General features: G+C 67.6%; 17 protein-coding genes and 1 pseudogene. 11 read left to right on the top strand and 7 right to left on the bottom strand.

The genetic code is table 11. From position 1 onward, the window contains the following. Nucleotides 1–23: 23 nt before the first annotated feature. The 3 genes from FLG15_RS20335 to FLG15_RS20325 are packed head-to-tail and all read left to right on the top strand — an operon-like array spanning nucleotide 24 to nucleotide 3,079. Nucleotides 24–305 (top strand): hypothetical protein, encoded by a 282-nt coding sequence (locus FLG15_RS20335; RefSeq protein WP_370512606.1) that lies wholly within the window; start codon nucleotides 24–26, stop codon nucleotides 303–305. Beyond that, a complete protein-coding gene (locus FLG15_RS20330) occupies nucleotides 295–2,661 on the top strand; it encodes an MMPL family transporter (protein ID WP_150147214.1) in 2,367 nt (788 codons plus the stop codon). Before FLG15_RS20335 ends, FLG15_RS20330 begins: the two co-directional genes overlap by 11 nt. After that, on the top strand, nucleotides 2,648–3,079 hold the full coding sequence (locus FLG15_RS20325) for a hotdog family protein (protein WP_057680095.1): 432 nt from the start codon (nucleotides 2,648–2,650) through the stop codon (nucleotides 3,077–3,079). The genes FLG15_RS20330 and FLG15_RS20325 overlap by 14 nt, the downstream gene beginning before the upstream one ends. A 9-nt stretch (nucleotides 3,080–3,088) precedes the next feature. Here the strand turns inward: FLG15_RS20325 and FLG15_RS20320 are convergent, their stop codons facing one another. Further along, nucleotides 3,089–3,628 (bottom strand): hypothetical protein, encoded by a 540-nt coding sequence (locus FLG15_RS20320; protein WP_022560281.1) that lies wholly within the window; start codon nucleotides 3,626–3,628, stop codon nucleotides 3,089–3,091. Between the two features lie 206 nt (nucleotides 3,629–3,834). Between FLG15_RS20320 and fabG the strand changes: the two genes are divergently transcribed. Beyond that, complete coding sequence (fabG, locus tag FLG15_RS20315) at nucleotides 3,835–4,566, top strand: 3-oxoacyl-ACP reductase FabG (protein WP_017156306.1); 732 nt, start codon at nucleotides 3,835–3,837, stop codon at nucleotides 4,564–4,566. Nucleotides 4,567–5,289: 723 nt separating this feature from the next. On the opposite strand, the gene FLG15_RS20310 is transcribed toward fabG, so the two are convergent. The 4 genes from FLG15_RS20310 to FLG15_RS20295 are packed head-to-tail and all read right to left on the bottom strand — an operon-like array spanning nucleotide 5,290 to nucleotide 9,699. Further along, nucleotides 5,290–6,912, bottom strand: a complete 1,623-nt coding sequence (locus FLG15_RS20310) for an NAD(P)/FAD-dependent oxidoreductase (RefSeq protein ID WP_039572115.1) — start codon at nucleotides 6,910–6,912, stop codon at nucleotides 5,290–5,292. After that, the gene (locus tag FLG15_RS20305) at nucleotides 6,909–7,730 is read right to left on the bottom strand and encodes a glycosyltransferase family 2 protein (protein ID WP_039572116.1); all 822 of its coding nucleotides are present in this window, start codon (nucleotides 7,728–7,730) and stop codon (nucleotides 6,909–6,911) included. The genes FLG15_RS20310 and FLG15_RS20305 overlap by 4 nt, the downstream gene beginning before the upstream one ends. After that, nucleotides 7,727–8,500: a beta-ketoacyl synthase chain length factor gene (locus FLG15_RS20300; protein ID WP_057678312.1), complete on the bottom strand. Its 774-nt coding sequence runs from the start codon at nucleotides 8,498–8,500 to the stop codon at nucleotides 7,727–7,729. Before FLG15_RS20300 ends, FLG15_RS20305 begins: the two co-directional genes overlap by 4 nt. Next, a complete protein-coding gene (locus FLG15_RS20295) occupies nucleotides 8,500–9,699 on the bottom strand; it encodes a beta-ketoacyl-[acyl-carrier-protein] synthase family protein (protein WP_150147212.1) in 1,200 nt (399 codons plus the stop codon). Before FLG15_RS20295 ends, FLG15_RS20300 begins: the two co-directional genes overlap by 1 nt. A gap of 219 nt (nucleotides 9,700–9,918) precedes the next feature. Between FLG15_RS20295 and FLG15_RS20290 the strand changes: the two genes are divergently transcribed. From FLG15_RS20290 to zwf, 5 genes and pseudogenes are all read left to right on the top strand, one after another. Next, nucleotides 9,919–10,179, top strand: coding sequence for a YcgL domain-containing protein (locus FLG15_RS20290; RefSeq protein WP_017156303.1), 261 nt, complete (start codon nucleotides 9,919–9,921; stop codon nucleotides 10,177–10,179). Further along, nucleotides 10,172–13,492, top strand: a complete 3,321-nt coding sequence (locus tag FLG15_RS20285) for an ankyrin repeat domain-containing protein (RefSeq protein ID WP_150147209.1) — start codon at nucleotides 10,172–10,174, stop codon at nucleotides 13,490–13,492. Before FLG15_RS20290 ends, FLG15_RS20285 begins: the two co-directional genes overlap by 8 nt. Then, nucleotides 13,489–13,784 (top strand): annotated as a pseudogene (locus FLG15_RS23620) (phosphotyrosine protein phosphatase). Before FLG15_RS20285 ends, FLG15_RS23620 begins: the two are co-directional and overlap by 4 nt. Before the next feature lie 63 nt (nucleotides 13,785–13,847). Next, the gene (locus tag FLG15_RS20280; RefSeq protein WP_057678315.1) at nucleotides 13,848–15,647 is read left to right on the top strand and encodes a glycoside hydrolase family 15 protein; all 1,800 of its coding nucleotides are present in this window, start codon (nucleotides 13,848–13,850) and stop codon (nucleotides 15,645–15,647) included. Next, nucleotides 15,644–17,476, top strand: a complete 1,833-nt coding sequence (gene zwf, locus FLG15_RS20275) for a glucose-6-phosphate dehydrogenase (RefSeq protein ID WP_057678316.1) — start codon at nucleotides 15,644–15,646, stop codon at nucleotides 17,474–17,476. Before FLG15_RS20280 ends, zwf begins: the two co-directional genes overlap by 4 nt. Nucleotides 17,477–17,802: 326 nt before the next feature. Here zwf and FLG15_RS20270 read toward each other — a convergent pair whose 3' ends face one another. After that, nucleotides 17,803–19,608: a monovalent cation:proton antiporter-2 (CPA2) family protein gene (locus FLG15_RS20270; RefSeq protein ID WP_150147205.1), complete on the bottom strand. Its 1,806-nt coding sequence runs from the start codon at nucleotides 19,606–19,608 to the stop codon at nucleotides 17,803–17,805. 217 nt (nucleotides 19,609–19,825) lie between these two features. Continuing rightward, nucleotides 19,826–20,653: a carbonic anhydrase gene (locus FLG15_RS20265; RefSeq protein WP_150147202.1), complete on the bottom strand. Its 828-nt coding sequence runs from the start codon at nucleotides 20,651–20,653 to the stop codon at nucleotides 19,826–19,828. A gap of 582 nt (nucleotides 20,654–21,235) precedes the next feature. Here FLG15_RS20265 and mgtE point away from each other — a divergent pair. Further along, nucleotides 21,236–22,603: a magnesium transporter gene (gene mgtE, locus FLG15_RS20255; protein ID WP_057680037.1), complete on the top strand. Its 1,368-nt coding sequence runs from the start codon at nucleotides 21,236–21,238 to the stop codon at nucleotides 22,601–22,603. A gap of 118 nt (nucleotides 22,604–22,721) precedes the next feature. After that, a complete protein-coding gene (locus tag FLG15_RS20250) occupies nucleotides 22,722–25,430 on the top strand; it encodes a bifunctional acetate--CoA ligase family protein/GNAT family N-acetyltransferase (RefSeq protein WP_057687094.1) in 2,709 nt (902 codons plus the stop codon). Nucleotides 25,431–25,434: the final 4 nt, after the last annotated feature.

Genomic DNA, 25,434 nt, shown 5'->3' with positions numbered 1-25,434 from the left:
AAACGACGCGTCGTTGCAGCCCGATGCCGCGCGCGCGGCCGGTGAGCGTTCGGCCGCTGCAGCAGGACATCCATTCCATGGCGCTTGAATTGAACGCAAACCGCCGCATCGGCCTGGCGCTGCTGTGGCTGGCGTTGCTGGCGGTGGCCGGATTCTGGTTGAGCGAGACGCTCAAGGTCACTGGCGATCTGCGCAAGTTCATGCCCGCCCTCAGCAAAAACGACGCGTCGTTGCAGCCCGATGCCGCGCGCGCGGCCGGTGAGCGTTCGGCCGCTGCAGCAGGACATCCATTCCATGGCGCTTGAATTGAACGCAAACCGCCGCATCGGCCTGGCGCTGCTGTGGCTGGCGTTGCTGGCGGTGGCCGGATTCTGGTTGAGCGAGACGCTCAAGGTCACTGGCGATCTGCGCAAGTTCATGCCCGCCCCGCGCACGCCGGCGCAAAAATTGCTGATCGAAGAACTTGGCGAAGGCCCTGGATCGCGGTTGCTGCTGATGGCGTTGTCCAACAACGATCCGGTCACCTTGGCCGAGCAGTCGCAGCAACTGCACCAAGCGCTGTCCGCGCAGCCGGAGCTGTTCGAACTGGTCAGCAATGGCGGCAATGCCGGGTTGGAGGCGATTCCCAAGCGCTTGCTGCCGTACCGCTATCTGCTCAGCGACAGCTTCGACAAGACCCCGCTCGACGCGCCGACGCTGGAAGCGGCGTTGCAGGCGCGCGTGCAGGATCTGGGCTCGCCGGCGGCGGCCATGGTGGAGCCATTGCTGCCGCGCGACCCCACGATGGAAATCCTGCATCTGGCCGAAACCCTGCAGCCGGCAGCGATGCCGCGCACGCGCAATGACGTGTGGTTCGATCGCGCCGGCACGTCGGCACTGTTGATCGTGCAGACCCGCGCGGCAGGCTTCGACCCCACCGGCCAGCAACTGGCCTACGACGCCGTGCAAGCGGCGTTCGCGAAGGTCAGCAAAGGCACCGCCACTCGGCTGACGCTGACCGGGCCGGGCGCATTCGCCGTGGAAATCACCGCGCGCACGCAGGGCGAGGCGCAGTGGATCGGCACGCTGGATACGGTCGGCCTGGTGCTGCTGCTGCTGGTGGCCTACCGCAGCTGGAAGATTCCGGTGCTTGGCGTGCTGCCGCTGGCCAGCGCCGGTCTGGCCGGCCTGGGTGCGGTGGCGCTGCTGTTCGACGGCGTGCACGGCATCACCGTGGCATTCGGCTTCACGCTGATCGGCGTGGTGCAGGATTACCCGATCCACCTGTTCAGTCATCAGCGCCCCGGTCTGGATCCGCGCGAGAACGCACGGCATCTGTGGCCGACGCTGGCCACCGGCGTGGTCTCCACCTGCATTGCCTATGTGACCTTCCTGTTTTCCGGCGTGGACGGCCTGCGGCAGCTGGCGGTGTTCACCATCGCCGGCCTTGCCACTGCTGCGGTCACCACGCGCTGGCTGTTGCCGGCCTTGATCGACCCGGCCCCGCGCGATTACGCGGACTCGCGCCTGCTGGCGGTGCTGTGGCGCGGCATTGCGCGCCTGCCCAGGCCGCGCATCAGCCTGGCGGTGATGGCCGTGATCGGCATGGCGGTGATCGTGTTCGCGCCGGGGCAATTCTGGCAGAACGATCTGTCCAAGCTGACCCCGGTGCCGCCCAAGGCCTTGGCGCAGGACACCCATCTGCGTCAGGAACTGGGCGCGCCGGATGTGCGTTACGTGCTGGCGCTGCCGGCAGCCAGCGATGAGGCGGCATTGCAGGCCAGCGAGCAGTTGCGTCCGCGCCTGGATGCCTTGGTGCGCGATGGTGCGTTGCTCGGTTACGACATGGCGGCACGCTATCTGCCCAGTGCCAAGACCCAGCGTGCGCGACAGGCCGCATTGCCCGACGCCGCGCAGGCGCGCGCGTTGACCGAGCGTGCCGTGGCTACCACGCCGTTCCGGAGCGATGCGTTTGCGCCGTTCCTGCAGGATCTGGATGCCGCCAAGCGTGCCGCACCGCTGCTGCCGAAGGATCTGAGCGGCTCGCCGCTGGCGACCTCGGTCGGTGGCCTGCTGCTCGGCCGTGGCGATCGCAGCATCGCGCTGGTGTCCTTGACCGGCCTGCGCGATCCGGCAGTGTTGGCGGCCGCCGTGCAAGGCAGCGGCGCGCAATTGCTGGATCTGAAGGACGCCTCCGAATCGTTGGTGGCCGCCTACCGCGGACGCGTGCTCGGTGCGCTGGTCCTTGCCGCATTGCTGCTGGCAGTGACCGTGGCGATTGCATTGCGCAGCCCGCGCCGCATCGTGCGGGTGCTGCTGCCGATGGCGCTGACCACGGTGCTGATCCTGGCGATCCTGCGCGGCACCGGGGTGGAGCTCAATCTGTTCCATCTGATCGCGCTGATCCTGGCCGCCGGTCTGGGCCTGGATTACGCGCTGTTCTTCGATCACGCCGGCGACGATCACGCCGACCAGCTGCGTACGCTGCATGCGTTGATCGTCTGCAGCCTGATGACGCTGCTGGTGTTTGCGCTGTTGGCCGCCTCCAGTATCCCGGTCTTGCGTGCGATCGGCAGCACGGTGGCGTTGGGCGTGTTGTTCAATTTCATTCTGGCCTTGCTGGTGTCGCGCGAACCGGCGCTGGAACGCACCGCGAACGGAGAGCCGCATGCAGGGACGTGACGCAATCGCCGCGCTGATTCCGCACCAGGGCAGCATGTGCCTGTGGGAAGAGGTGATCGAGTGGGATGCGCAGCGCATCGTGCTGCGCAGTCACGCGCACCGCAGCGATACCCATCCGTTGCGGTGCAATGGGCGCCTGCGCGCGCTGCATCTGTGCGAATACGGCGCGCAGGCCATGGCCGTGCATGGTGGGTTGCTGGGTCGCGCATCCGGCAAGCCGGTACGCCCGGGCATGCTGGTCGCGCTGCGTAGCGTGGAATTGCACGTGGCATATCTGGACACCTTGCCGGATGCGATCGACTGCCAGGCGCAGGTGTTGATGCAGGGCGAAGACAGCCAGCAATACAGTTTTCGCCTGACCCACGGCGAGCAATTGCTTGCCGAAGGACGCGCCACCGTGATGCTGGGCGCCGCCTGAGGCCTGCGCTCAGGGATTGACGGGTGTCTTCGCCGCGATCAGCGCGCTCAGATTGCCGACGCCGGGCAGGCGATGCGCATACAGCCGCGCGATGTCGCCGCCGCTGTGCAGATGCTCGAAATGCTCCAGACCGATCGACAGGAATTCCGCACTGCCATCGTGCGGCGTTTTGATCTCGCCGACTTCGAGTGCCTTCAAGGCGCTGATCCAATGGAAGGACTGGCCAGCGTCTTCGCGATTGAAATAGGCGTACCAGACCGGAATGCGGAACAGCCGCTCGAACGCCACCGCGCGTCTGAGTTCATCCTCATAGGGCAGGCTGTAGCAGGTGTTCTTGTACCTGTTGCGGTTCTTGACGTCGATGGCGATCAAGCCGATCGACTCCAGCAGCAGCAGGAAATCCGGCCGTTTGACCGCTGTGCCGAACAACGGCGCGAAGGTCTCCGGCGCCTGGCAGATGGCCACATAACTGAAGCCATGTAACTGCAGCCACGCGTTCATCGCATCCTCGCCCTGCTTGCCCAGTTCGATCAGGGTCACTGCGCTCATGTGGTGCCGCTCCTTGTCGCCGCGCACGATCGCGCATGTCCAAACGCTAGCAATCCGACGCGATGGCGCTCAAGCGCCCACTGTCCGATGTGCGGCCTAGTCGAGAAAATGCGCCACCGCCGCTTGCTTCGATGCACGTGTCTGTCTGCGCGCAGGCGGGTTGGTCTACGATAACGCTCCTTCCCTGCTCATATGGTTCGTGGCTTATGAACTCAGCTGCACGACGCGCACTGGTTACCGGCGGCAGCGGCGATCTTGGCGGTGCGATCTGCCGGCACCTGGCTGCGCAGGGCCGGCATGTCATCGTGCACGCCAACCGCAACCTGACGCGTGCGGACGAGGTGGTTGCCGCGATCGTGGCCGATGGCGGGAGCGCACAGGCAGTGGCCTTCGATGTGGCCGACGCGCAGGCAAGTGCGGCGGCGCTGGAGCGTTTGCTGGAAGCTGGCCCGATCCAGATCGTGGTCAACAATGCCGGCATCCATGACGACGCGCCGATGGCAGGCATGAATGCCGAGCAGTGGCACCGCGTCATCGACGTGTCGCTGCACGGTTTTTTCAACGTCACCCAGCCCTTGCTGCTGCCGATGGCGCGCACGCGTTGGGGCCGCATCGTCAGCGTGTCGTCGGTGGCGGCCGTGTTGGGCAATCGCGGGCAGACCAACTACGCCGCCGCAAAGGCGGCCTTGCACGGCGCCAGCAAGTCGCTTTCGCGCGAAATGGCCAGCCGCGGCATTGCAGTGAATGTGGTCGCGCCGGGCGTGATCGAAAGCGACATGGTCGGCGACAGTTTTGCGCCGGAGGTGATCAAGCAATTGGTGCCGGCCGGCCGCGTCGGCAAACCCGATGAAGTGGCCGCGCTGGTCGCCTTTCTGTGCTCGGAACCGGCCGGTTACATCAATGGCCAAGTGATTGGCGTCAATGGTGGGATGGGCTGAGGGCGACCAACAAAACAAGTGCGCAGTGCCAGTCGGACGCGGCCTGCTTTGGGGTCGCTATCAGTACACGGCCAGGCTGGCAGTTGAGAGCACCGTGTACTCGAAGCTTTGAGTTGCTGCAGGGCCCTTGCCCGCTCACCATCGCAGGACACGCTGCAAGTACGTCCTTGTAAGCTCTTTGGCGGCATCCATGCCGCCAAAGGTCCCGCGACGGTGAGCGGGCAAGGACCAGTTGGGATGGTTGGTGCGCGCAGGTTTCAACAAGCGAGCATCAAACCGCGCGACGCGGTGTCCTCGCTTTTCAACAAAACCACCAGCCAATTGTTTGGTGCGGTGTCCTTGCCGATTGCGGGACCGTTGGCGGCATGGATGCCGCCAACGAGCCCCCATGGACGGGTTTACGGCGTGTCCCGCGAGCGGTGAGGGCACCGCGCGCTCGACGCCGTGCGTTTGCTGCTGGTTCTTGCTTGCCCATCATGGCGGGACAGGCTGCCAATATGTCCCTGTAGCTCTCCCGTGGTGTCGATGCCGCGTCAGGTCGCGCTGCGGTGGGCCGGCGAGCACCAGTCGAAAGTGTCGGTATGCACGACTGCGAGCAAGGCATGCCGGCTCGGCCGCCGACTCCTCTTCTCTTCATGATCAGAGCGCGCCTGCGTGAAGCACGTGCCGCTCAAGAACATGCGTTTCTAGGGAAAAGCGCCAGGGTTGGCGCGTTCGACAGCCTCACGCCGCGTCGGCATACCACGGCGCCGTAAGAATCGCCTCGCCGCTGGCATCGGCCGTTAGCGCATCCAGGCCGTGGTCGGGCAGGTCGGGGTAGCGTTGGCGTGCCTGTTGCAGGATCTCGCGCGCCAGCACTGCCATCTGCGCGACATTGCCGTGGATGCGCGCGACAAACGCATCATCGTCGAGTGTGTCGTTCAAGGCGCCATTGAGTTCGTTGAACCAGCCGATCAGGTATTGGTCCAGCAGCCGTCCGCTGCCGGCGGCGATGCCCTGGGCGGTATTGCGCACGCCCCATGCATGCAGCACTTGCTGCATTGCCAGGTTCATGTCGCGCGCGTGCAGGAAGTCGTTCTTCATGCGCGAGAGCAAGCTGAGATGGGCGATGCGCCCGCTGCAGAACAGCGGCGCCAGCAACGACCAGTAGTAGGTGTAATCCCAGATCACCTTGACCGGCATGACCTGCTCGTCGCCGAACAGCGCGTACTGATCCTGATACAGCGTCAGCGTGTTTTCGTAGAACGAGAAATACAGCTGCTGGTACAGCTCCACGTACGGGCTGAGCGACTTGCCGGCGCGGTCGCGGCCGATCAATTCACAGATGTAAGTGTTGGAGATGGCGATGAAGTCGCTGCCCGGCGAATAGAACGGGTCCAGGAACACGCCCGCTTCGCCGGTCAGTGCCCAGCGCTGCGACGAGAACACCTGCTTGCAGCCGTACGAGAAGTTGCGCAGGAACAGGAAGTCCTGCAGCCGGTAGTCGGCCTGGTCGAGCGTGGCGGCCACCTGCGGCTGATGCGTGCGCAGCCAGGTCATCGCCTTCTCGTGGGTGTTCATGCTCTCCAGCGGATGCAGGTCTGCATCGCAGACGATGCCCAGCGAATGCGCTCCCGACGACAGTGGAATCAACCAGAACCAGTAGCCCGGCCCGCACATGTGATTGGTCGAACGCCAGCGGTCCGGCGGCGTGCAGCGTTGCAGCCAGTTGCTGTCCTGCGACCAGCCGTTGGGGTCGATCAGGCCTTCCACGCGCCACCACACTGCATTGGCGTTGTGCTCGTTGTCCTGCGCCAGGCCGAGCTTGCGCTTGAGCAGGCCGGCACGGCCACTGGCATCCACCACCCAGCGTGCAGCCAGCGTGCCTGGCGTGCCGTCGCGTTCGAAGCGCACGGCGTGGTCGGTGTCGTCTTCGGACAGGTCCACGCCCTTGACGCTGCAGCTGTCGATGAAGGCGATGCCCTGCGCGCGTGCACGTTCGCCCAGAAAATTTTCGAAGCGGCCGCGGTCAATCTGCCACGACGGCGTAGGCAGGATCTTGCTCACGCCCAGTTCGGTGCAGCGGTCGATGTCTTCGCGCTTGTCGGAGAAGAAGAACCGGAACCCGAACTTGCGGATCTGCTCGGTTTCCAGATGCTCGCGCAGGCCCAGCACGTCGGCGAAATAATGCGCGCCGATTTCCACCGTGGATTCGCCGACCTTGAACGCGGCCTCGCGGACCGGATGCGCGCGTCGTTCCAGCACGGTGATGGCAAGCTCCGGATCGCGCTGCTTCAGTTGCAGGGCCAGGCTCAGCCCGGCCAGGCCACCTCCGGTGATCACGACATCGGCGCGCTGTGCATTCATGAGGAGTGGTTGCTCTTGGTGACCGCGGGGACAGTAGCAAATTCGCCGTCGGGATCGTCAACGATCACCGGGTTGGCGCGCACGCGGCGATATTCGCGCCACACATGGCCGTATGCCCACACCTGTTTGACCACGTGCGAGGTGATATTCCACAGGTCGCGCACCAGCCGGAAGTGGCTCTTGCGGAAGGTGCCCGGCGAGGTGCCGGCGTAGCGGGTCTCGATCGGCACGGCGACCACGCGTGCGCCAGCCTGGCGTGCGGCCGAAATCAGCAGCTGCGCTTCGAACACGAAGCCCTCGCCGGGCACGTTTGGCAGGGTGAACACCGAGGCCGGATACAGCCGTTGTCCGCTTTGGCTGTCGATCAGGCGGAAGCCGCACCCCCAGGCAATGCCCCAGTCGCCGAAATCGTTGCCGATGCGGCGGATGGTGGGCTGGGTGGCGCGCTTGCGCATGCGCGCACCGATGATCACGCAGCCCGGGTGGCGGTTGGCGGCAGCCAGCAGGCGCGGGAAATCGGCCGCCTTGTGCTGGCCATCGCCGTCCATGGTCATCACCGCGCGCATGCCAAGCCGCTGTGCTTCGGCAAAGCCACTGCGCAGTGCCGCGCCCTTGCCCATGCGCTGCGGGTGACGGATCAGCGTGACCGGCATGCCGGCGATGCACTCGGCGGTGCCGTCGTCCGAACCGTCGTCGATCACGATGACGTGCGCGCAATAGGCCAGCGCGTCGGTGACCACTTCGCGGATGCGCAGCGCCTCGTTCAAGGCCGGCACCAGGATGGCGGTGTCCTCCCGGCTCAGCGGTTGCCGGCTCATTGCCGGACCTCCACGCGCAGCACCCGGCCCGGCGCGGCATACAGCGCCACGCTGCCGCCATCGCCGGCCAACAGGTCCAGCAGCGGCAGCATCGGCGCCATGGCATTGTCGGCGATGTGGCGCGCCAGCGCGCCAGCGCCGGGCGAGGGCGCGCCGTCGTCCAAATGTGCCTGCAACTGCGGCTTGCCGGCCTGGCCGGGCATGCCCAGCACCAGCGCGCTACCCAGCAGCCCCTGGCTGGGGGCGACGCGCCCGAGCGGCCCGACCGAGCGGGCGTCGTAGCTGGCCAGCAGCACGGCCTGCGCGCCGGCAGCGCGTTGCACCAGCGCCTCCAGCAAGCCCTGCGCGAAGCTGCCCAGGCCGGCGCTCATCGCCGTGGCCGGGGTCATCGCACCGGCGCCGATGGTCCAGTAGCCGGCGGCGGCGTTATGCACCGAGTTGTGAAACTTGGTTGGCGAAATCGCCAACGGATCGCTGGCCAGCGTGGTGCACATGTAGTCGGAGATGGCCAGGTCGCCGTAGGTCGAGGTAAAGATCGACGGCAGGCTGGCCGGGTCGCGGCCTGCGGCGCTACAGGCGGCCAACGCAGCGTCCAGCGACACCGCCACCGTGTCCGGCGCACGCCGGCGTTCGTTGGCAGCCAGCAGCTGCGGCGCCGGGCGGGCGGGAGTGTCCTGCAGCGCGCCGCCGCGCGCGAAGGCGCCGGCAGCTTCCCAGCTGGGCAGGCCCTGGGTCCAGAAGCCGATTCCTTCGATGGTCGCGGTCAGCATCAGCGGGCCCGCCCGAACAGCAGCGAACAGTTGTTGCCGCCAAAACCGAAGGAGTTGTTCATGGCGTAGTCGATGCGGGCATGCGCGTTGTCGAAGCGGATTTGCGGGCCACAGGCCGGGTCGGGGATGTCGCTGTTCAGCGTGCCGGGCAGCACGTCGTCGCGCAGCGCGAGCAGGGCGATCACCGATTCGACGATGCCGGCCGCGCCCAGGGTGTGGCCGGTCCAGGCCTTGGTCGAACTGGCGTGCAAGGTGCCGGGGAAGATCGCAGCCACTGCGGCGGCTTCCACGCTGTCGTTGGCCGGCGTGGCGGTGCCGTGCAGGTTCAGATAACCCACTGCGGCCGGCTCCAGACCGGCGCGGTCGAGCGCACCGCGCATCGCCAGCTGCGCGCCCAGCCCTTGCGGATGCGGCGCCGACATGTGGTGGGCATCGCTGGATTCGCCGTAGCCGTACAGCCACAGCGCGGCATCCGGTGCGGCGGCCGGGCGTTCGAGCAGCGCAAAGCCGCCGGCCTCGCCCAGGCTCAGGCCGACCCGGCGTGCATCGAACGGCTGGCACATCTCCGGCGCCACCACCTGCAGCGAGTTGAAGCCGAACAGCACGCTGCCGCACAAGGTGTCCACACCGCCGACCAGCGCCGCGTCGATCACGCCGGCCTCCATCAGCCGCGCCGCCTGGGCGAACACCTTGGCGCTGGACGAACAGGCCGTGGCCACGGTGGCGCACGGGCCACGCAGGCCGGTGGCGTGCTGCACGAAGTCGCCCAGCGAATGCGGGGTGTGCACGATCGGGCGATTCAGATCCTCGGGGAAGCGCGCGCCGTCGGCGTCGTCGACCAGCCGCGTATAGGCTTCTTCGCTGGCGCCGATGCTGGAGGTGGAGGTGCCGATGATCACCGCCACGCGCTCGGCGCCGTAGCGCTGCGCAGCGGCCTGCACGGCCTGCGCCATCCCGTCCTGCTGCAGGGCCAGCCAGGCCAGGCGGTTGTTGCGGCAATCCCACGCTTGCAGGGAATCGGGCAGTACAACGTCTTCAACGCCATCGACGCGGCCAACCCAGCATGGCAGCAGCGGTTGCGCGCCGAAATCGTTGCGACGCAGGCCGCTGCGTCGGGCGGTCAACGCGGCGGCCTGGGCGGCAAGCCCGGCACCGAGCGCGGTGGTGGAAGTGAACGCGGTGACGGCAACCGGGGCCATCTGGGACGAATGCTGCGCTTGGCTCACTATGGTCTGGCTGGCAAAAAGTGCGGTCAGTATATCGATGGCGCGCGTGGGTCCCGTGGACGGCGCAACTGAACGTCACCGTCATGTGGCTGACGCGGCTGGGATTTTTCGCACAGGCCGCGCTTTCGCCGTCGCCGCAATTGCGACACAATCGACGCGACACATCTCTCTTCAGAGCGCGACCACGCGCGCATGCACGCCTACGTCTATAAAAGCCAACGCAAGCAGGACACCTTCGTCTATCTCGCCGCACGTGACGATTTCTCCGGTCTTCCTGCCGCCGTGCAGGCGCAGCTGGCGCCGTTTACGTTCGTGCTGGATGTGGCGTTGACGCCCGAGCGCCGGTTGGCGCAGGCCGATGCGGCCACGGTGCGCGAGGCGCTGGGCAAGCACGGCTTCTATCTGCAATTGCCCAAGACCATCGTGCTCGCCGGCGAGTGCGACCATGACTGAGCCTGTGCGTGGCGCACGGATGCGCGCCGCAGCGCTGGCCGGTGCGGCTGGCGTGGCGCTCTGCCTGCTCGGCGGCCTTGGCGGCGTGGTCGCTGCACTGAGCCTGTGGCTGGCGCAGCCGGCGTTCGCGCTGGCGGTGTCGTGGGCACGTGGGACGCGCGCAGTGCCGGGCCAGCCGCGTGCGATCGCGCAGGCGCTGCCGCCGTTGCTGGCCATCTGGGGCGTGGGCCTGCTGGCACTGGCGGCGCTGATCAGCTGGCCGCTGACCGCCCTGCGCGACAGCGGCAGCCTGGCGGCCGCGCTGGCGCTGAGCGTCGCAGTCAGCGCGGCCTTGCTGGGGCTGTGGCGGACCTGGCCGTTGTGGGGCGAGGTGGAACGCGACGGTGGCGCGCTGGCGCAACGCTGGCAGGCGCTGGCCGCGCAGGAATTGCATGCCTGGCGCGGCCTGCTGGCGGCCGCACTGGTGCTGGCGATGTGCACGCTGGCCGTGGTGCTGGCCTGGCCGGGCTGGTTGTCCGGCGGCCTGCGCTGGGGTCTGGCGGTGGCTGCCGGTGTGCTGTTGCCGGTGGCCCATCTGCTGCTGCAACGCACCGCCGCGCCCATGCGCAGCGATGTGCCGCACACGCGCCAGGCCGCCGATTTCTTCTCCGAAGCCGCCGCCGAACCGCGCCCGCTGGAACCGGTGGCCCGGCATCAGCTGGTACCCGAACTCTTCGAGGCCGCGCGCAGTGGCCGGGTGGACCGCGCACTGCAATTGCTCGAGGCCGGTGCCGACCCGCAGGCGCTGCCGCTGCCGGAATGGCGCGATCAGCGCAGCCTGCCGGCGCTGGCGGCGGTGCTGCCGGACTTGCGCCTGCTGCGTGAGTTGATCGTGCGCCGCGTCGACGTCAATCAACCGCATCGCGGCATGACCCCGTTGCTGGCCGCCACCCGCGACAGCTGGCACGGCCGCCCGGATGCGGTGATGACCTTGCTGGCCAATGGCGCCGACCCGCGCGCCAGCGACAACGACGGCAACACCCCCTTGCATCATGCCGTGCGCAGTTCCGACCCGGGTGTGGCCGCGCTGTTGCGCGATGCCGCCGCCGAGCTCGACGCGCTCAACAACGAAGGCCATTCGCCATTGGCGATGGCCTGCCAGGTCGGCAACTGGCGGCTGGCCAAATTCCTGCTGGAGCGCGGCGCACAGTCCGAGCCCGAAGGCGGCGCCCCGGTGCTGCTGGCGGCAGCCGGTACCGAAGAAGACGACCCGGCCGGCGTGCAGTTGCTGCTCAAGCACAAGGCGCGTGTGGACGCGCGCGACCGCCAGCGGCGCAGTGCGCTGCACGAAGCCGCACTGGCCGGTCACGGCGACATCGTCGAGGCGCTGTTGTCGGCCGGGGCGAATCTGGAAGCGCGCGATCTGCTGGGCCGTACGCCGTGGCTGGATGCCGCGCGCCAGGCACGCAGCGCCGTGCTCGAACGCCTGGTCGCGCGCAAGGCCGATGTGCTGGCCATCGATGGCGACGGCCGCAACGCCTTGCTGCTGGCCTGCGCTGCCGACAACGTCTCGCCGGCGCTGATCCGCCGCCTGCTGGACCTGCAGGTGCCTGCCGACAGCGTGGATGCGCACGGCCGTCGCGCGGTGGATGTGGCCGCCGAGGCCGGACGTTGGGCGATCGTGCAACTGCTCGATCCCGCTTACCCGTTGCCGGCCGCGGTCAGCGACGCGCAGGGCGAGGCGCCTGGTGTTGCCGTGCTGCCCGACCGCCCGCCGCTGGTGTTGTTGCGCGAAGGCCTGCAGCTCGGCCAGCGCGACGGCCTGGTCGCGCTGGCGCGGCTATGCGCCCCGGAAGAACTGGGCGGCCTGTTGCACGACGCGCATCTGGCCTTGAACGCCGAGGCGGTCGACTGGCTGCTGCGCCATGGCGCCGACGCCGAGGTGCGCGACGCCTGCGGCGATGTGCCGATGTTTGCGCTGCTCTCGCGCGGCGTGGAGGCGGTACCGGCGCTGCAGGCGTTGTTGCGGCATGGCGTCTCGCCGGCTGGCGCCGGTGGCCTGACCCGGTTGCTGAATGCCTGCGTGCAGCACGATGCGGCATCGCGTGGGCTGGAACAGTTCGCGCTGGAACTGCTCGAACGCGGCGCCGACCCCTTCGCGCCGTCGGCCGCAGGCGATCCGCCGTTGTCGCTGGCGGTGCGACTGGGCTGGCTGCGCCTGCAGCAGTGGTTGCTGGAACATGGTGTAGACCGCGAAGCGCGCGACAGCCACGGCATGACGGCGCTGCATCTGGCCACCGCGCTGGGCCGCGATGCCTCGCTGAAACTGCTGGTCAAGCAGGGCGCTTCGCCGGAAGCGCGCGCTGCCGACGGGCAGACCCCGCTGGGCGTGGCGCTGTCGATCGGCCGCCGCGATCTGGCCGACTGGCTGGACTGGCGCATCTGGTCGCTGCCGCGCCGCACACTGCGCGAAGCGGATGTGCCGGCCGCCGCGATGACCGGCGATACCGATGCGGTGCGTCGCCTGATCGATCTCGGCCTCACCGTCGATGCCGTCGACGCGCAAGGCTGCACCGCGCTGCTGCGTGCCGCCGGTGGTGGCCATCTTGGCGTGGTCACGCACCTGCTTGGCCGCGGCGCCGATCCGCAGCGCGCGGCCAACAGCGGCGCCACGCCGTTGTCGGCGGCGGTGAGCATGCGCCAGACCGAGATCGTGGCCGCCTTGCTGCACGCCGGTGCGCAGATCGAACACCGCCTGCCAGGCGGGGTGACCGTGCTGATGCTGGCCTGCGCACTGGGCCTGCCGGACATCGTGGCGCGCCTGCTCACCGCCGCGGCCGACGTGCACGCCACCGACAATCAGGGGCTGGCGCCGTTGCATTGCGCGGCGTTGTACGGTTTCACCGCGCGCGACAAGAACCGCCTGTTGGCTCTGTTGGACACCTTGCTGCTGGCCGGCGCCGACCCGGACTCCCTGGCCGGTGGCCGGGTCAGCCCGTTGCTGCTGTTGCTGGGCGCGCGTGCCGAGCCGGGCACCTCCTGCGACGAGCAGGTGATGCTGGCCGGCGTCGAACGCCTGCTCGACGAAGATGTCTCGCTGGATGTGGCCGACCAACGCGGCTTCGGCCCGCTGCATCTGGCTGCACTGCACGGCCTGCCGCTGCTGGTGCAGCGCCTGCTGCGCGCCGGTGCCGATGCCGACCGCCGCGATGCGCTCAACCGCACCCCGCGCGAGATCGCCATCATGCGCGGCTTCATCGACGTGGCCGGCCAGTTCGAACCGGCGCTGCCGGGCGTCTCCTCGATGGCACGCTTCCTGCGCGAAGGCCGCTGAGCCAGCGCGGCGCGCGCGTCTTCGCCGACTGGCCCGGCGTGCAGGCGCAATCGGCCGGGCTGGCCGCCGATGCGCACGTGCAGATCACCCCGGAGCCGTTGCAGCAGGCAGAGGTAGTGCTGGTGATGGAACGGCGCCATCTGCTGCTGCGCAACGCTTCGGCGCGCATTTGCGCCACTGCCGGGTGATCTGCCTGCAGATTCAACGTGACAATGCGTCTATGGATCGGGCACCGGTACGCCGCCTGGAACACACGGTGCCACCGCTGCTGGGTTTACCGGCGCAGTCGTAACCTGATCCCGACACGGCCCATGCAAGACTGCGGGTTCTTTCGCCGGAAGGAAGCGCCCAACCAATGAGCGTGCGTATCGAGGACCACGCAATGCTGGGCAACTGCCACAGCGCGGCCCTGGTCGACCACCGCGGCACCATCGGCTGGCTGTGCCTGCCACGCTTCGATTCCGATGCGGTGTTTGCTTCGCTGCTGGGCGACGAACAACACGGGCAATGGGCATTGTCGCCGGCCGCCGACTTCCGCACCGAGCGCGCCTACCAGGACGATAGTCTGGTGCTGTGCACGCGCATGATCACCGACAGCGGCACGGTGGAGCTGATCGACTTCATGGTCGCCAGCGAAAACGGCGAAGTCCATCAGCATCTGGTGCGCATCGTGCGCTGCGTGCAGGGCAGCGTGCCGATGCACATGCGCCTGACCTTCCGCTTCAACTACGGCCGCACGGTGCCATGGGTGACGCGCATCGTCGATGGTATCCGCGCCATCGCCGGCCCCGATCAACTTGCGTTGCGTTCGCCGCAAACGCTGCGCGGCCAGGACATGGGAACCGAAACCGACTTCACCTTGCGCGAAGGGCAAAGCACCTGGTTCCTGCTCAGTCACGGCGCCTCGCATCAGGCCACGCCGCCCTTGATCGACGCCGAACAGGCGCTGCAACGCACCACCGCGTTCTGGCACGGCTGGGCGCGCCGCTGTACCGATGTGGGGCCGTGGACCGAGCAGGTGCGTCGCTCGCTGGTGGTGTTGAAGGGGCTGAGTTATCTGCCCACCGGCGGCATCGTCGCCGCGCCCACTGCCTCGTTACCGGAGCATCTGGGCGGCACGCGCAACTGGGATTACCGCTATTGCTGGCTGCGCGATTCGGTGTTCACGCTGATCGCGTTGTTGCAGGCCGGGTACCGCGACGAAGCGGCAGCCTTTCGCGATTGGGTCCAACGCACCATTGCCGGTTCGCCGGATCAATTGCAGGCGCTGTACGGCATTGCCGGCGAACGCCGCTTGCAAGAATGGGAAGCGCACTGGCTGCCCGGTTATGAACATTCCGGCCCGGTGCGCATCGGCAATGGCGCGGTGGATCAGTTCCAGCTCGATGTGTATGGCGAGTTGATCGGTGCGTTCCATTACGCCCGCGAAAAGGGCGTGGGCCTGCCGTCCGACGACGACGGTTCGTCTGCATCGCTGCTGGAAAAGATTCTGGAAACCCTGGAAACCCTGTGGTGCGAACCGGATGAAGGCATCTGGGAAATCCGCGACGAGCGCCGCCACTTCGTGCACTCCAAGGTGATGGCATGGCTGGCCTTCGACTGCGGCGCGCGCGACGGCATCACCAATGCAGATGCCGAGAAACGCGCGCACTGGGGCCGCATTGCCGAGCAAATCCACGCCGAGGTACTGGAAAAGGGCGTGCACCCGGATGGCCACTTCGTGCAGAGCTATGGTTCGGATCGGCTGGATGCCTCGCTGCTGCTGATTCCCATCGTGGGCTTCCTGCCGCCGGACGATCCACGCATCGCCGCCACTGCCGATGCGATCGCACGCGATCTGACCATCGACGGCCTGGTCGAGCGCTATCGCGCCGACGACAGCGCCGATGGCTTGCCGGCCGGCGAAGGCACCTTCCTGGCCTGCAGTTTCTGGCTGGTGGAAAACTACGCATTGCTCGGCCGCACCGACCAGGCGCGTGCGCTGCTCGAACGCCTGCTCGGGCTGTGCAACGACGTCGGTCTGCTCGCCGAAGAATACGACCCGCGCAGCAAACGCATGCTCGGCAACTTCCCGCAAGGGTATTCCCACGTGGCCCTGGTCAATGCGGCATTGCGCCTGCACGGACGCATGGGCGAAAAGGAAACGCATCCATGAGTGAGCAAGCAACCACACCGCCGTGCATCATCGTGGTGTTCGGCGCACGCGGCGATCTGACCAAGCGCCTGGTCATGCCGGCGCTGTACAACCTGCGCCGTTCCGGTGCGCTGGGCGATGAGTTCGCCATTGTCGGCATGGACCATGGCGACATCAGCGAGCGCGCGTGGCGGACCAACATGGGTCAGTCGATGACGCAGCTGCTCAGCAGTCGCGATGCCGAATTCCAGACCGATCAATTCGACACCGCCACCTGGGACTGGTTGCGCGAGCGCATGCATTACCTGCGTGGCGACTTCACCGATCAGGGCGCCTACCGATCGCTGGGCGGGGTGCTGGACAAGTTGCACAAGCGCTACGGCACGCAGGGCAATGTGCTGTTCTATCTGGCCACCGCCGCGCGCTTCTTCGAGCCGGTATTGCTCAACCTGGGCGAGGCTGGCCTGGTCAGGCAACGCGAAGGCGAAGGCTGGCGCCGGGTGATCGTGGAAAAACCCTTCGGCCACGATCTGCCCAGCGCCCAGCATCTCAATGCCACGGTCGCCAGGGTGCTGCACGAAGATCAGGTGTTCCGCATCGATCATTTCCTGGGCAAGGAAACCGTGCAGAACATTCTCGCGTTCCGCTTCGCCAATGGCTTGTTCGAGCCGGTGTGGAATCGCGATCGCATCGACCATGTGCAGATCACCGCGGCCGAAACCATCGGCGTGGAAGGGCGTGGACGGTTCTACGACCCCACCGGCTGCCTGCGCGACATGGTGCCGAACCATCTGTTCCAGCTGCTGGCGATGATTGCGATGGAACCGCCAGCGGCATTCACCACCGAGGCGATGCATCGCCGTCGCGCCGAAGTGATCGAGGCGGTGCGCCCGATCAAGCCCGAAGACGTGGTGCGCGGGCAATATGCCTCCGGCGCGGTCAATCGCAATGCGGTGCCGGGCTACCGCGAAGAAGACACCGTACCCGACGATTCGGACACCGAAACCTACGTGGCGATGAAGCTGCAGGTGGATACCTGGCGCTGGGCCGGCGTGCCGTTCTACCTGCGCACCGGCAAGCGCCTGCGCGAACGCACCACCGAGATCGCGATCCGCTTCAAGCCCGCGCCGCTGGCGCCGTTCCGCAGCACCGAGGTGGGCGGCTACGGCCCCGATTGGCTGGTGCTGCATATCCAGCCGGACGAGGGCATCTCGCTGCAGTTCGACGTCAAGCGCCCGGGCGCGCAGGTGGCGCTGGCGCCGGTGCGCATGGACTTTCGTTACCGCGACTGGTTCCCCAAGGAATACACGGTGGGCTACGAGCGCCTGCTGCAGGACTGCATGAACGGCGAGGCCGGCCTGTTCCAGGATGCGGCGATGGTGGAGGGCGCATGGCGCATCGTGCAGCCGATCCTGGACGCATGGAAACAACCGCCCAGCGACTTCCCCAATTACGCCGCAGGCAGCGCCGGCCCCTCGGCCGCCGACGCATTGCTGGCAATGAACGGCGGACACGCCTGGCGCGCACTCACCCCAGGGCGCAAACCCCCGCCGCGCCGTCCGCCGGAAGTGCGCGCTGGTGCTGCGACGCCGGTGAAGAAGGCTGCCAAGAAGACGGCACGCAAGGTCGGCAAGGCGCCGGCCAAAAAGCTCGCCAGTGCGTCCGCCAGACGCGCATCCGCCGCAGCGAAGCCCTCGCAGGATGCGGCCACGTCGTCTGGCGGCGCGGCCAAGAAAACGGTGCGCAAACGCGCAACCAGCAAGGTCGCAAAGGCCGCCGGCAAGACCGCGGCAGGCAAGGGCGCAGCGAAGAAGTCGGCCAGCAAGACCGTGGCGCGCACGCGCCGCTGATGGAGGCGAGCGGCCGACAGCCTCCGCAACTCCATGTAGGAGCGTGCCTGCGCGCGACACGGGCGTTACCGGTCATGCCCGTATCGCGCGCAGGCACGCTCCTACGAACAGCGCAGCGATTGTGGGTGGTTGGTGGGGGCTCGCCATCCCATCGGCGTATGACTTGGACGCAATCGGCCGCTCGCGTTTAGGGCGCCGCCGAGGCAACGACTGCGTCGTTACCGCTGACGAACGATGCACCACATCCACGTAGGAGGGCGCCCGCGCGCGACGGGGCCCTACGCGCAAACGCCTGTTCGCGCGCAGGCGCGCTCCTACGGAAGGGCTCAGCCGTCCTGCGTGGTGGGTGCCGGTTCCACATCCGCCTTGACGTCTGCTTCGAACAGATTCATCAGGTCGGCACGTGCATCGCGTGATGTCTGGATCACCTTGGCTTCGTCGTCGTAGACCAAATGCTGGCGGCGCAGCAGGTCTTCGTCGTGCTGGCGGAAGCGTTTGACGTGATCGTGTGCGAGCGCTTCACCGAGGCCGAGCGAGGTGAGGACGCGTTCGCTCAGTTCCAGGCTGGAGGCGAAGACCTCGCGGAACGGTTCTGCGCCCAGGTCCATCAATTTCCAGGCGTGTTGGCGGTTGCGTGCGCGCGCCAGCACGGTGGCTTGCGGGTACAGGCGACGGATCAGTCGCACCGTCTTGATGTTGGTGTCCGGGTCATCCACCGCGATCACGAACACCTTGATGCGCTCGGCACCGGCAGCGCGCAGCAGCTCGGGACGGGTGGGGTCGCCGTAGTACAGCTGGCTGCCGAAGCGGCGCAGGTCTTCCACCGTGTCGGGGTTGTGTTCCAGCGCCACGAACGGCACATGCCGTGCGGTGAGCAGGCGCGCGACCACCTGGCCGAAGCGACCCATGCCGGCGACCAGCACCTTGGGCGTTTGCGCATCGATGGTGTCGAACGGGCGATCGGGCTTGGGCGCGCGCACGCGCAGCGGCCCGTTGAGGATGCGCTGCATGCCGAGCAGCAACAGCGGGGTCAATGCCATCGACACGCCCACGATGGCCACCAGCCGGTCGTGATTGGCAGGTTCCAGCAGGCCCACGCGGTCGGCTTCGTTGAACACCACGAAGGCGAATTCGCCGCCCAGCCACAGCACGCTACCCAGCATCAGGCTGCTGCGCAGCGGCAGCTTGGCCACGCTGCCGATACCGACCAGCAGCGAGAACTTCACCACCAGCAATATCGCCACGCCCGCTGCGATCAGCCATGGCTCGGCCGCCACGCAGTGGAGATCGATCCCCATGCCTACCGAGATGAAGAACAGGCCCAGCAGCAAGCCTTCGAACGGTTCGATCTGCGATTCCAGTTCGTGGCGGAATTCCGAATCGGCCAGCAACACGCCGGCGATGAAGGCGCCCAGGCTGGCGCTCAATCCGGCCTCCTGCATGATCCAGGCGGTGCCCAGCACCACCAGCAAGGCGCTGGCGGTGAACACTTCCGGCATGCGCGTGCGCGCCACCACGTTGAACAGGTGACGCAACACGAAGCGCCCGCACACGATCACCAGCGCCAGGGCCGCCATCGCCTTGGCCACGTCCTGCCATTGAAGCGTTGCGTTCTTGCTGCCGCCGAGCAGCGGGATGGCCGCCAGCAACGGGATCGCAATCAAATCCTGGAACAGCAAGATGGCAAACGCCAGCCGCCCGTAGTCGCTGCTCAGGGCCTTGCGTTCGGCCAGCAATTGCAGCCCCACCGCCGTGGAGGAGAGCGCCAGCGCCACGCCGACGATCAACGCGCTCTTCCAGCCCAGCTGGGCTGCCATCAACAAGCCGCCTAGGATCACCGCCGTCACCAGCACCTGGGTGGCGCCAGCGCCGAACACCGAATGGCGCATCACCTTCAGGCGCGCCGGCGACAGCTCCAGCCCGATCACGAACAGCAGCATCACCACGCCGATCTCGGCCGCGCCGCTGATGCGTTCGGCATCCTGCACCACACCCACGCCGTCGGGGCCGAGCACCACGCCGGCGACCAGGTAGGCCAATACCGCCCCCAGGCCGAAGCGCTTGAACACCGGCACTGCCACGATGGCGGCCAGCATCAGCACCAAGGCCAGTTCCAGACCACCGCTATGCATGCGTACTCTCCGTTGAGGGACGCATTATGCCGCGCAGGTCCGTTGGCCTGCGCGCACGCATGTGCCATCTGCACGGCGGCGATGCGCGGCTGCGCGATACGGCCCGGCACCTGTCCGCGCAGTGGGTGCGGATCAGTCCGGCGCGGCCTGCGCCTGCACCGTCAGTGCGCGGGCGCTGCGTGGCGTGCCGGACATGGTCGACACACCGTACGAGCGATCAATGGCTTTTCAGCAGAAAGCGCCGATCCAGCGGCTGCAGCGGGCGTGCATTGAACGGGTACACGCGTTCGAACGCATTGATCTGTGCCTCCGACACCTGCACCGGCTGGCTGAGCACCACCCAGTCCACCGTTTCGCTGCATGGCGGAGTGGTCAGCGAGCCTTCGTAGCGATAGAAGCTGCGTTGATTGCTCGGCGGAAGAAACGCCTCGGCGCTGACCGTTGCGTTGGCGACCTGACGGGTCTGGTCCTTGTCCTTGGGCATGGCATCGAGCACCCGCTGGAACGCCGGGTTGGCCTTGCCGGTTTCGAAGAAGATCGCCAGCACGCCCAGCGTGCCGTCCGGGCCCTGATGCACCAGGTGCGCTTCCATCGGGAAACGCCGGCCGTTCAACAGGTGCTCGCTGGAGTGATGGAAGTGCAGTTGCAACGCTTGATACTGCTTGCCGCCGGTCGCCATGGTGCCGCCGTCGTGCAGATCCAGCTGGATGGAATGGCCGGTGTTGCGCACCACCAGCGGCACGGCGCTGTAGCTCAGCAGCAGCGTGCCCAGGTTGGCGTCGATGGCGCCTTTCAGATCGATGGGGCTGTTTTGCTGGCCATTGCCGCACAGCGCATTTTCCTTGGCCAGCTCGGCCCAATGCTCGGCACCTTCCGGACCGGTATAGCCCCATTCGTGCCCGCTGTGCGGCGCGGTCTCGTGCGCCTGCACCGGCATGCTCTCGGGCAGTGCGGTTTGCGCCATGCCCACCGCGCCCCAGCCGGCGGCGATGCACAGGCACAGCGGGCTGATGCGACGTAACAGAAGCGACCTAGAAGCGGGCATGCACAAAACTCCGGAAGAAAACGCGTTGCGTGGAATGCAATGGCCGATGCCATGGCGGAAAGGCAACGCGCCGGGCGTTGCGGGAAGCGGACTGTAGCAATGAACTGTGACGTCCAGCATGGCCCGGCGACGGGCGGTTGTGCGGCGCCATCTCGACGGCCAGCGGCGCCACCGCAGCGGCGCGTCGGCACCTGGCAACCCGCCTGTCCGCCAGGCGTTGGGGTATCGCCGCGCGAGCGTCCCCAGCCTGGCTTCAGCGCTGCGCAACGCCCCGTGCGTCGGTACGCCCCACGTGCTGCCCTGCTGGCGTGTTGACCAAGCGCCGGGCGGGTGCAGGCCTGCGCCGCCGGGCTTCGGGAAGCCCACTTAAGCGACCGACACGCAGGGCATTGACCAAGCCGACTCAGGCGCGCAGACTGCGCCGCGCCATCGCCCGGATCACCGGTCGGTACGCACCTTTGGAGCCCTTACCCATGTCCAGCGACAGTCACCCTAGACCCGGGTCGATGACCCAGCTGGCGCGCGCCTGAGGCCCAGGTTCGCCGGCTGTCATCGACGACGGTCGTCACCAGGCGAACCCCCATGTACGAGCAAACCCTGCGCCTTGCCGAAGGCGTCGATGCACTGACCGCACCCCTGGCCGAGCTCAACACGGCCGATGCGGTGGAATATCTCAACACCCTGGACCGCGACGACGCAGCGCAGGTGCTGGCCGCGTTGCCGTCAGCACGGGCGGTAAAACTGCTCGAACAACCCGAGCTGCGCGATGCCAGCACGCTGGTGGCGTCGCTGCCGGCCGAGCAGGCCGCCTCGCTGCTCGGGCAGATGGCCGACGACCGCGCCACCGACATCTTCCATGGCCTGGATGCCGAGCAGCGCCAGCCGCTGCTGTGGCTGCTCAGCGCCGAGGCGCGGCTGTCGATCCAGGCGCTGATGCGCTACCCGCCCAACACCGCCGGCGCGCTGATGACCACCGAGTTCGTGGCCGTGCCGTCGGACTGGACGGTGGGCCGCACCCTGCAGCACATCCGCGAAGTGGAGCGCAGCCGCGAGACCGTCTACGCGATCTATCTGCTCGACCCGCAGACCCGCGTGCTGCAGCAGGTGGTGACCATGCGCCGCCTGATCACCGGCGCGCCGGAGGCACCGATCCTGGAGGTGGCGCAGGTCAACCCCCCGGTCACCGTGGACCCGGCACTGGACCAGGAAGAAGTGGCGCGACTGATCCGTCGCCACGACCTGCTGGCGATCCCGGTGGTGGATGCGCGCGGCCACGTGCTCGGCATTGTCACCGTGGACGATGTGCTCGATGCGCTCATCGCCGAATCCACCGAGGACGTGCACAAGTTCGGCGGCATGGAAGCGCTGGACAAGCCGTACATGCAGATTGGCTTCGGCCAGATGATCAAGAAGCGCGCCGGTTGGCTGAGCGTGCTGTTCCTGGGCGAAATGCTCACCGCCAGCGCGATGCAGCACTTCGAGGACGAGCTGTCCAAGGCCGTGGTGCTGACCTTGTTCATTCCGTTGATCATGAGCTCGGGCGGCAACTCCGGCTCGCAGGCCACCTCGCTGCTGATCCGCTCGCTGGCGCTGCGCGAAATCCGCCTGCGCGACTGGTGGAAAGTGGCGCTGCGCGAACTGCCCACCGGCCTGACCCTGGGCGCGATCCTGGGCGTGCTGGCGATCGTGCGTATCACCATCTGGCAGACCGCCGGCCTGTACGACTATGGCCCACACTGGCAGATGGTGGCGCTGACCATCGGTGCGGCGCTGATCGGCATCGTCACCTTCGGTTCGCTGTCCGGCTCGATGCTGCCATTCGTGCTGCAACGCTTCGGCTTCGACCCGGCCAGCGCCTCGGCGCCGTTCGTGGCCACGCTGGTGGACGTCACCGGTCTGGTGATCTATTTCAGCATCGCCGCGCTGATCTTGAGCGGCACGCTGTTGTAGCGGTCTCGCGCCCGGGCAATCACGGATGCATGCATGTGCGCATGCATGCATCCGTCATCCATACCCTGAAACGCCAGTACGTGTACCGTAGCGCGATGGCATTCGCGTCCCCCGCCCGATGAGTACGTACCACCTGCAACAGGTCTTTCGTCCCAGCACCGTGGCGGTGGTGGGCGGCAGCCCGCGTGATCGCTCGGCCGGGCGGGCGGTGGTGCGCAACCTGCGCGCGGCCGGGTTTCCCGGCCAGATCGGCTGGGTCAGCCCGCGCTATAGCGAGATCGACGGTGTGCGCACGGTGGCGCGGCTGACCGATCTGCCGTGGGTGCCCGACCTGGTGGTGATCACTGCGCCGGCGCGCATCGTGCCGCGCATCGTCTCCATCGCCGCGCGGCGTGGTGTGGCTGCCGCGATCATCCTCACCGCCGGCCTGGGCAGCGGCCCAGGATCGCCGGCCGCGCGCATGGAAGCGGCCGCGCGCGCCAAAGGCATGCGCATCCTCGGCCCGCACTGCCTGGGCGTGATCGCCCCGCATGCGCGGCTCAATGCCAGCATCGCCGCGCACTGCCCGCAGGCCGGCGATCTGGCGTTGATCTCCGAATCCAGCGCCATTGCCGCCGCGCTGGTGGAGTGGGGCGTGGCGCGCTCGGTCGGGTTTTCGGCGGTGGTGTCGCTGGGCGATACGCTGGATGTGGATTTCGGCGACCTGCTCGACTACTTCGCCACCGACTACCGCACCCGCGCGATTCTGCTGTACGTCGAACGCATCGGCGATGCGCGCAAGTTCATGTCGGCCGCGCGTGCCGCCGCGCGCGCCAAGCCGGTGGTGGTGGTCAAATCCGGCCGCCAGTACCGCATCAATCCCAATGCCGACACCCACGCGCAGGCGCTGGCCGGTTCGGACGCGGTGTACGGCGCCGCGTTTGCACGTGCCGGCCTGTTGCGGGTGGGCGCGCTGGACGAGCTGTTCGCCGCCGCCGAAACCCTGGGCCGGCTCGGCAGTTTCCCCGGTCGGCGCCTGGCCATTCTGAGCAACGGCGGCGGGGTGGGGCAGCTGGCGGTAGATCAGCTGGTGCTGCGTGGCGGCACCCTGGCCGATTTATCGCCCAAGACGCTGGAAAAACTCGATCAATCGCTGCCGGAAGGCTGGTCGCGCAGCAACCCGGTGGACATCATTGTCGACGCCGACGGCGCGCGCTATGCCGCCGCGATCGAAGCGCTGCTGGACGATCCGGAAAACGACGCGCTGCTGGTGGTCAACGTGCCCACCGCGTTCACCTCCTCGGCCGATGCGGCCAAGGCGCTGACCCGCGCGCTGGACCAGCGCAACCGCTATCAGCGCGACAAACCGGTATTTGCGGTGTGGCTGGGCCAGGACGATGCGGCGATTGCCGCGCTCAATGCCGCGCGCGTGCCCACCTATGCCACCGAATCGGATGCGGTGCGCGGCTTTACCCACCTGGTGCGTTACCGCGAGGCGCAGGCGGCGCTGATGGAGACCCCGCCCAGCCTGCCGGAAGACTTCGTGGTGGATGCCGGCATCGCGCGCACGCTGGTGGAAGAGGCCCTGGCGGCCGGCCGGCGCTGGCTGGATCCGGTCGCCACCAATCGCCTGCTGGCGGCCTACGGCATCCCGATCGTGCCGCTGCAGGTGGCCGCCACCGCCAACGAGGCCGCATTGCTGGCAGACCCGTTACTGGCGGTCGGCCGCACGGTGACCTTAAAAGTGTTGTCCAGCGAGATCGCGCACAAGTCCGACGTGGACGGTGTGCGCCTGAACCTGTCCAGCGTGGCGGCGGTGCGCGAAGCGGCCACCGGCATCCTGGCGCGCGCGCGCGCTGCGCATCCCAGTGCAGTGATCGAAGGGGTGATCGTGCAGCCCACCGTGCTGCGGCCCAAGGCGCGCGAACTGATCGCCGGCATTGCCGACGACCCGGTGTTCGGCCCGGCGATCGTGTTCGGGCGCGGCGGCACCGCGGTGGAGGTCATCAACGACCGCGAGCTGGCCCTGCCGCCGCTGGACCTGCGCCTGGCCCACGAACTGATCGGCCGCACCCGCGTCTCGCGCATCCTCAAGGCCTACCGCGACGTGCCGGCCGCCGACGAGCGCGCGGTGGCGCTGGTGCTGGTCAAGCTGGCGCAGCTGGCTGCCGACATCCCCGAAATTACCGAGCTGGACATCAACCCGCTGCTGGCCGACCGCGATGGCGTGATTGCGCTGGACGCGCGCGTGGCGGTGGCGCCGGCGCGCAAGCTGCACAAGGGCCGCGGCCATCCGCGCTTTGCGATTTTCCCGTACCCCAAGGAATGGGAACGCCAGATCGGCCTGGGCGATGGCACCCATGCGCTGGTGCGCCCGGTGCGCCCGGAAGACGACGCGCTGTTCCGCGCGTTCTTCGCCCGCGTCACCGACGAGGACCTGCGCCTGCGCTTCTTCCAGTCGGTGAAGCATTTCAGCCATGAATTCATTGCCCGGCTGACCCAGCTCGATTACGCCCGCTCCATCGCGCTGGTGGCCATCGACCCCAAGACCGGCGACATGCTCGGCGCGGTGCGCCTGCACGCTGATGCCGATTACCAGCGCGGCGAGTACGGCATCCTGATCCGCTCGGACCTCAAGGGCCACGGCATCGGCTGGCAGCTGATGCGCATCATGATCGAGTACGCGCGCTGGCTGGGCCTCAAACAGATCGAAGGCCAGGTGCTGCGCGAGAACCGCACCATGTTGGCGATGTGCCAGAGCCTGGGCTTTGGCGTGCGCCCGGATCCGGACGATGCGACCCTGATGGCGGTGACACTCCCTATAATGGGCGAGCCGCGCCCGGCCTGACCCT

The sequence above is a fragment of the Xanthomonas phaseoli pv. dieffenbachiae genome (assembly GCF_008639345.1).
GTDB classification, from domain to species: domain Bacteria; phylum Pseudomonadota; class Gammaproteobacteria; order Xanthomonadales; family Xanthomonadaceae; genus Xanthomonas; species Xanthomonas phaseoli.
Note: the sequence above shows the minus strand (reverse complement) of the source record. Positions and strands in the feature narration are given on the sequence as shown.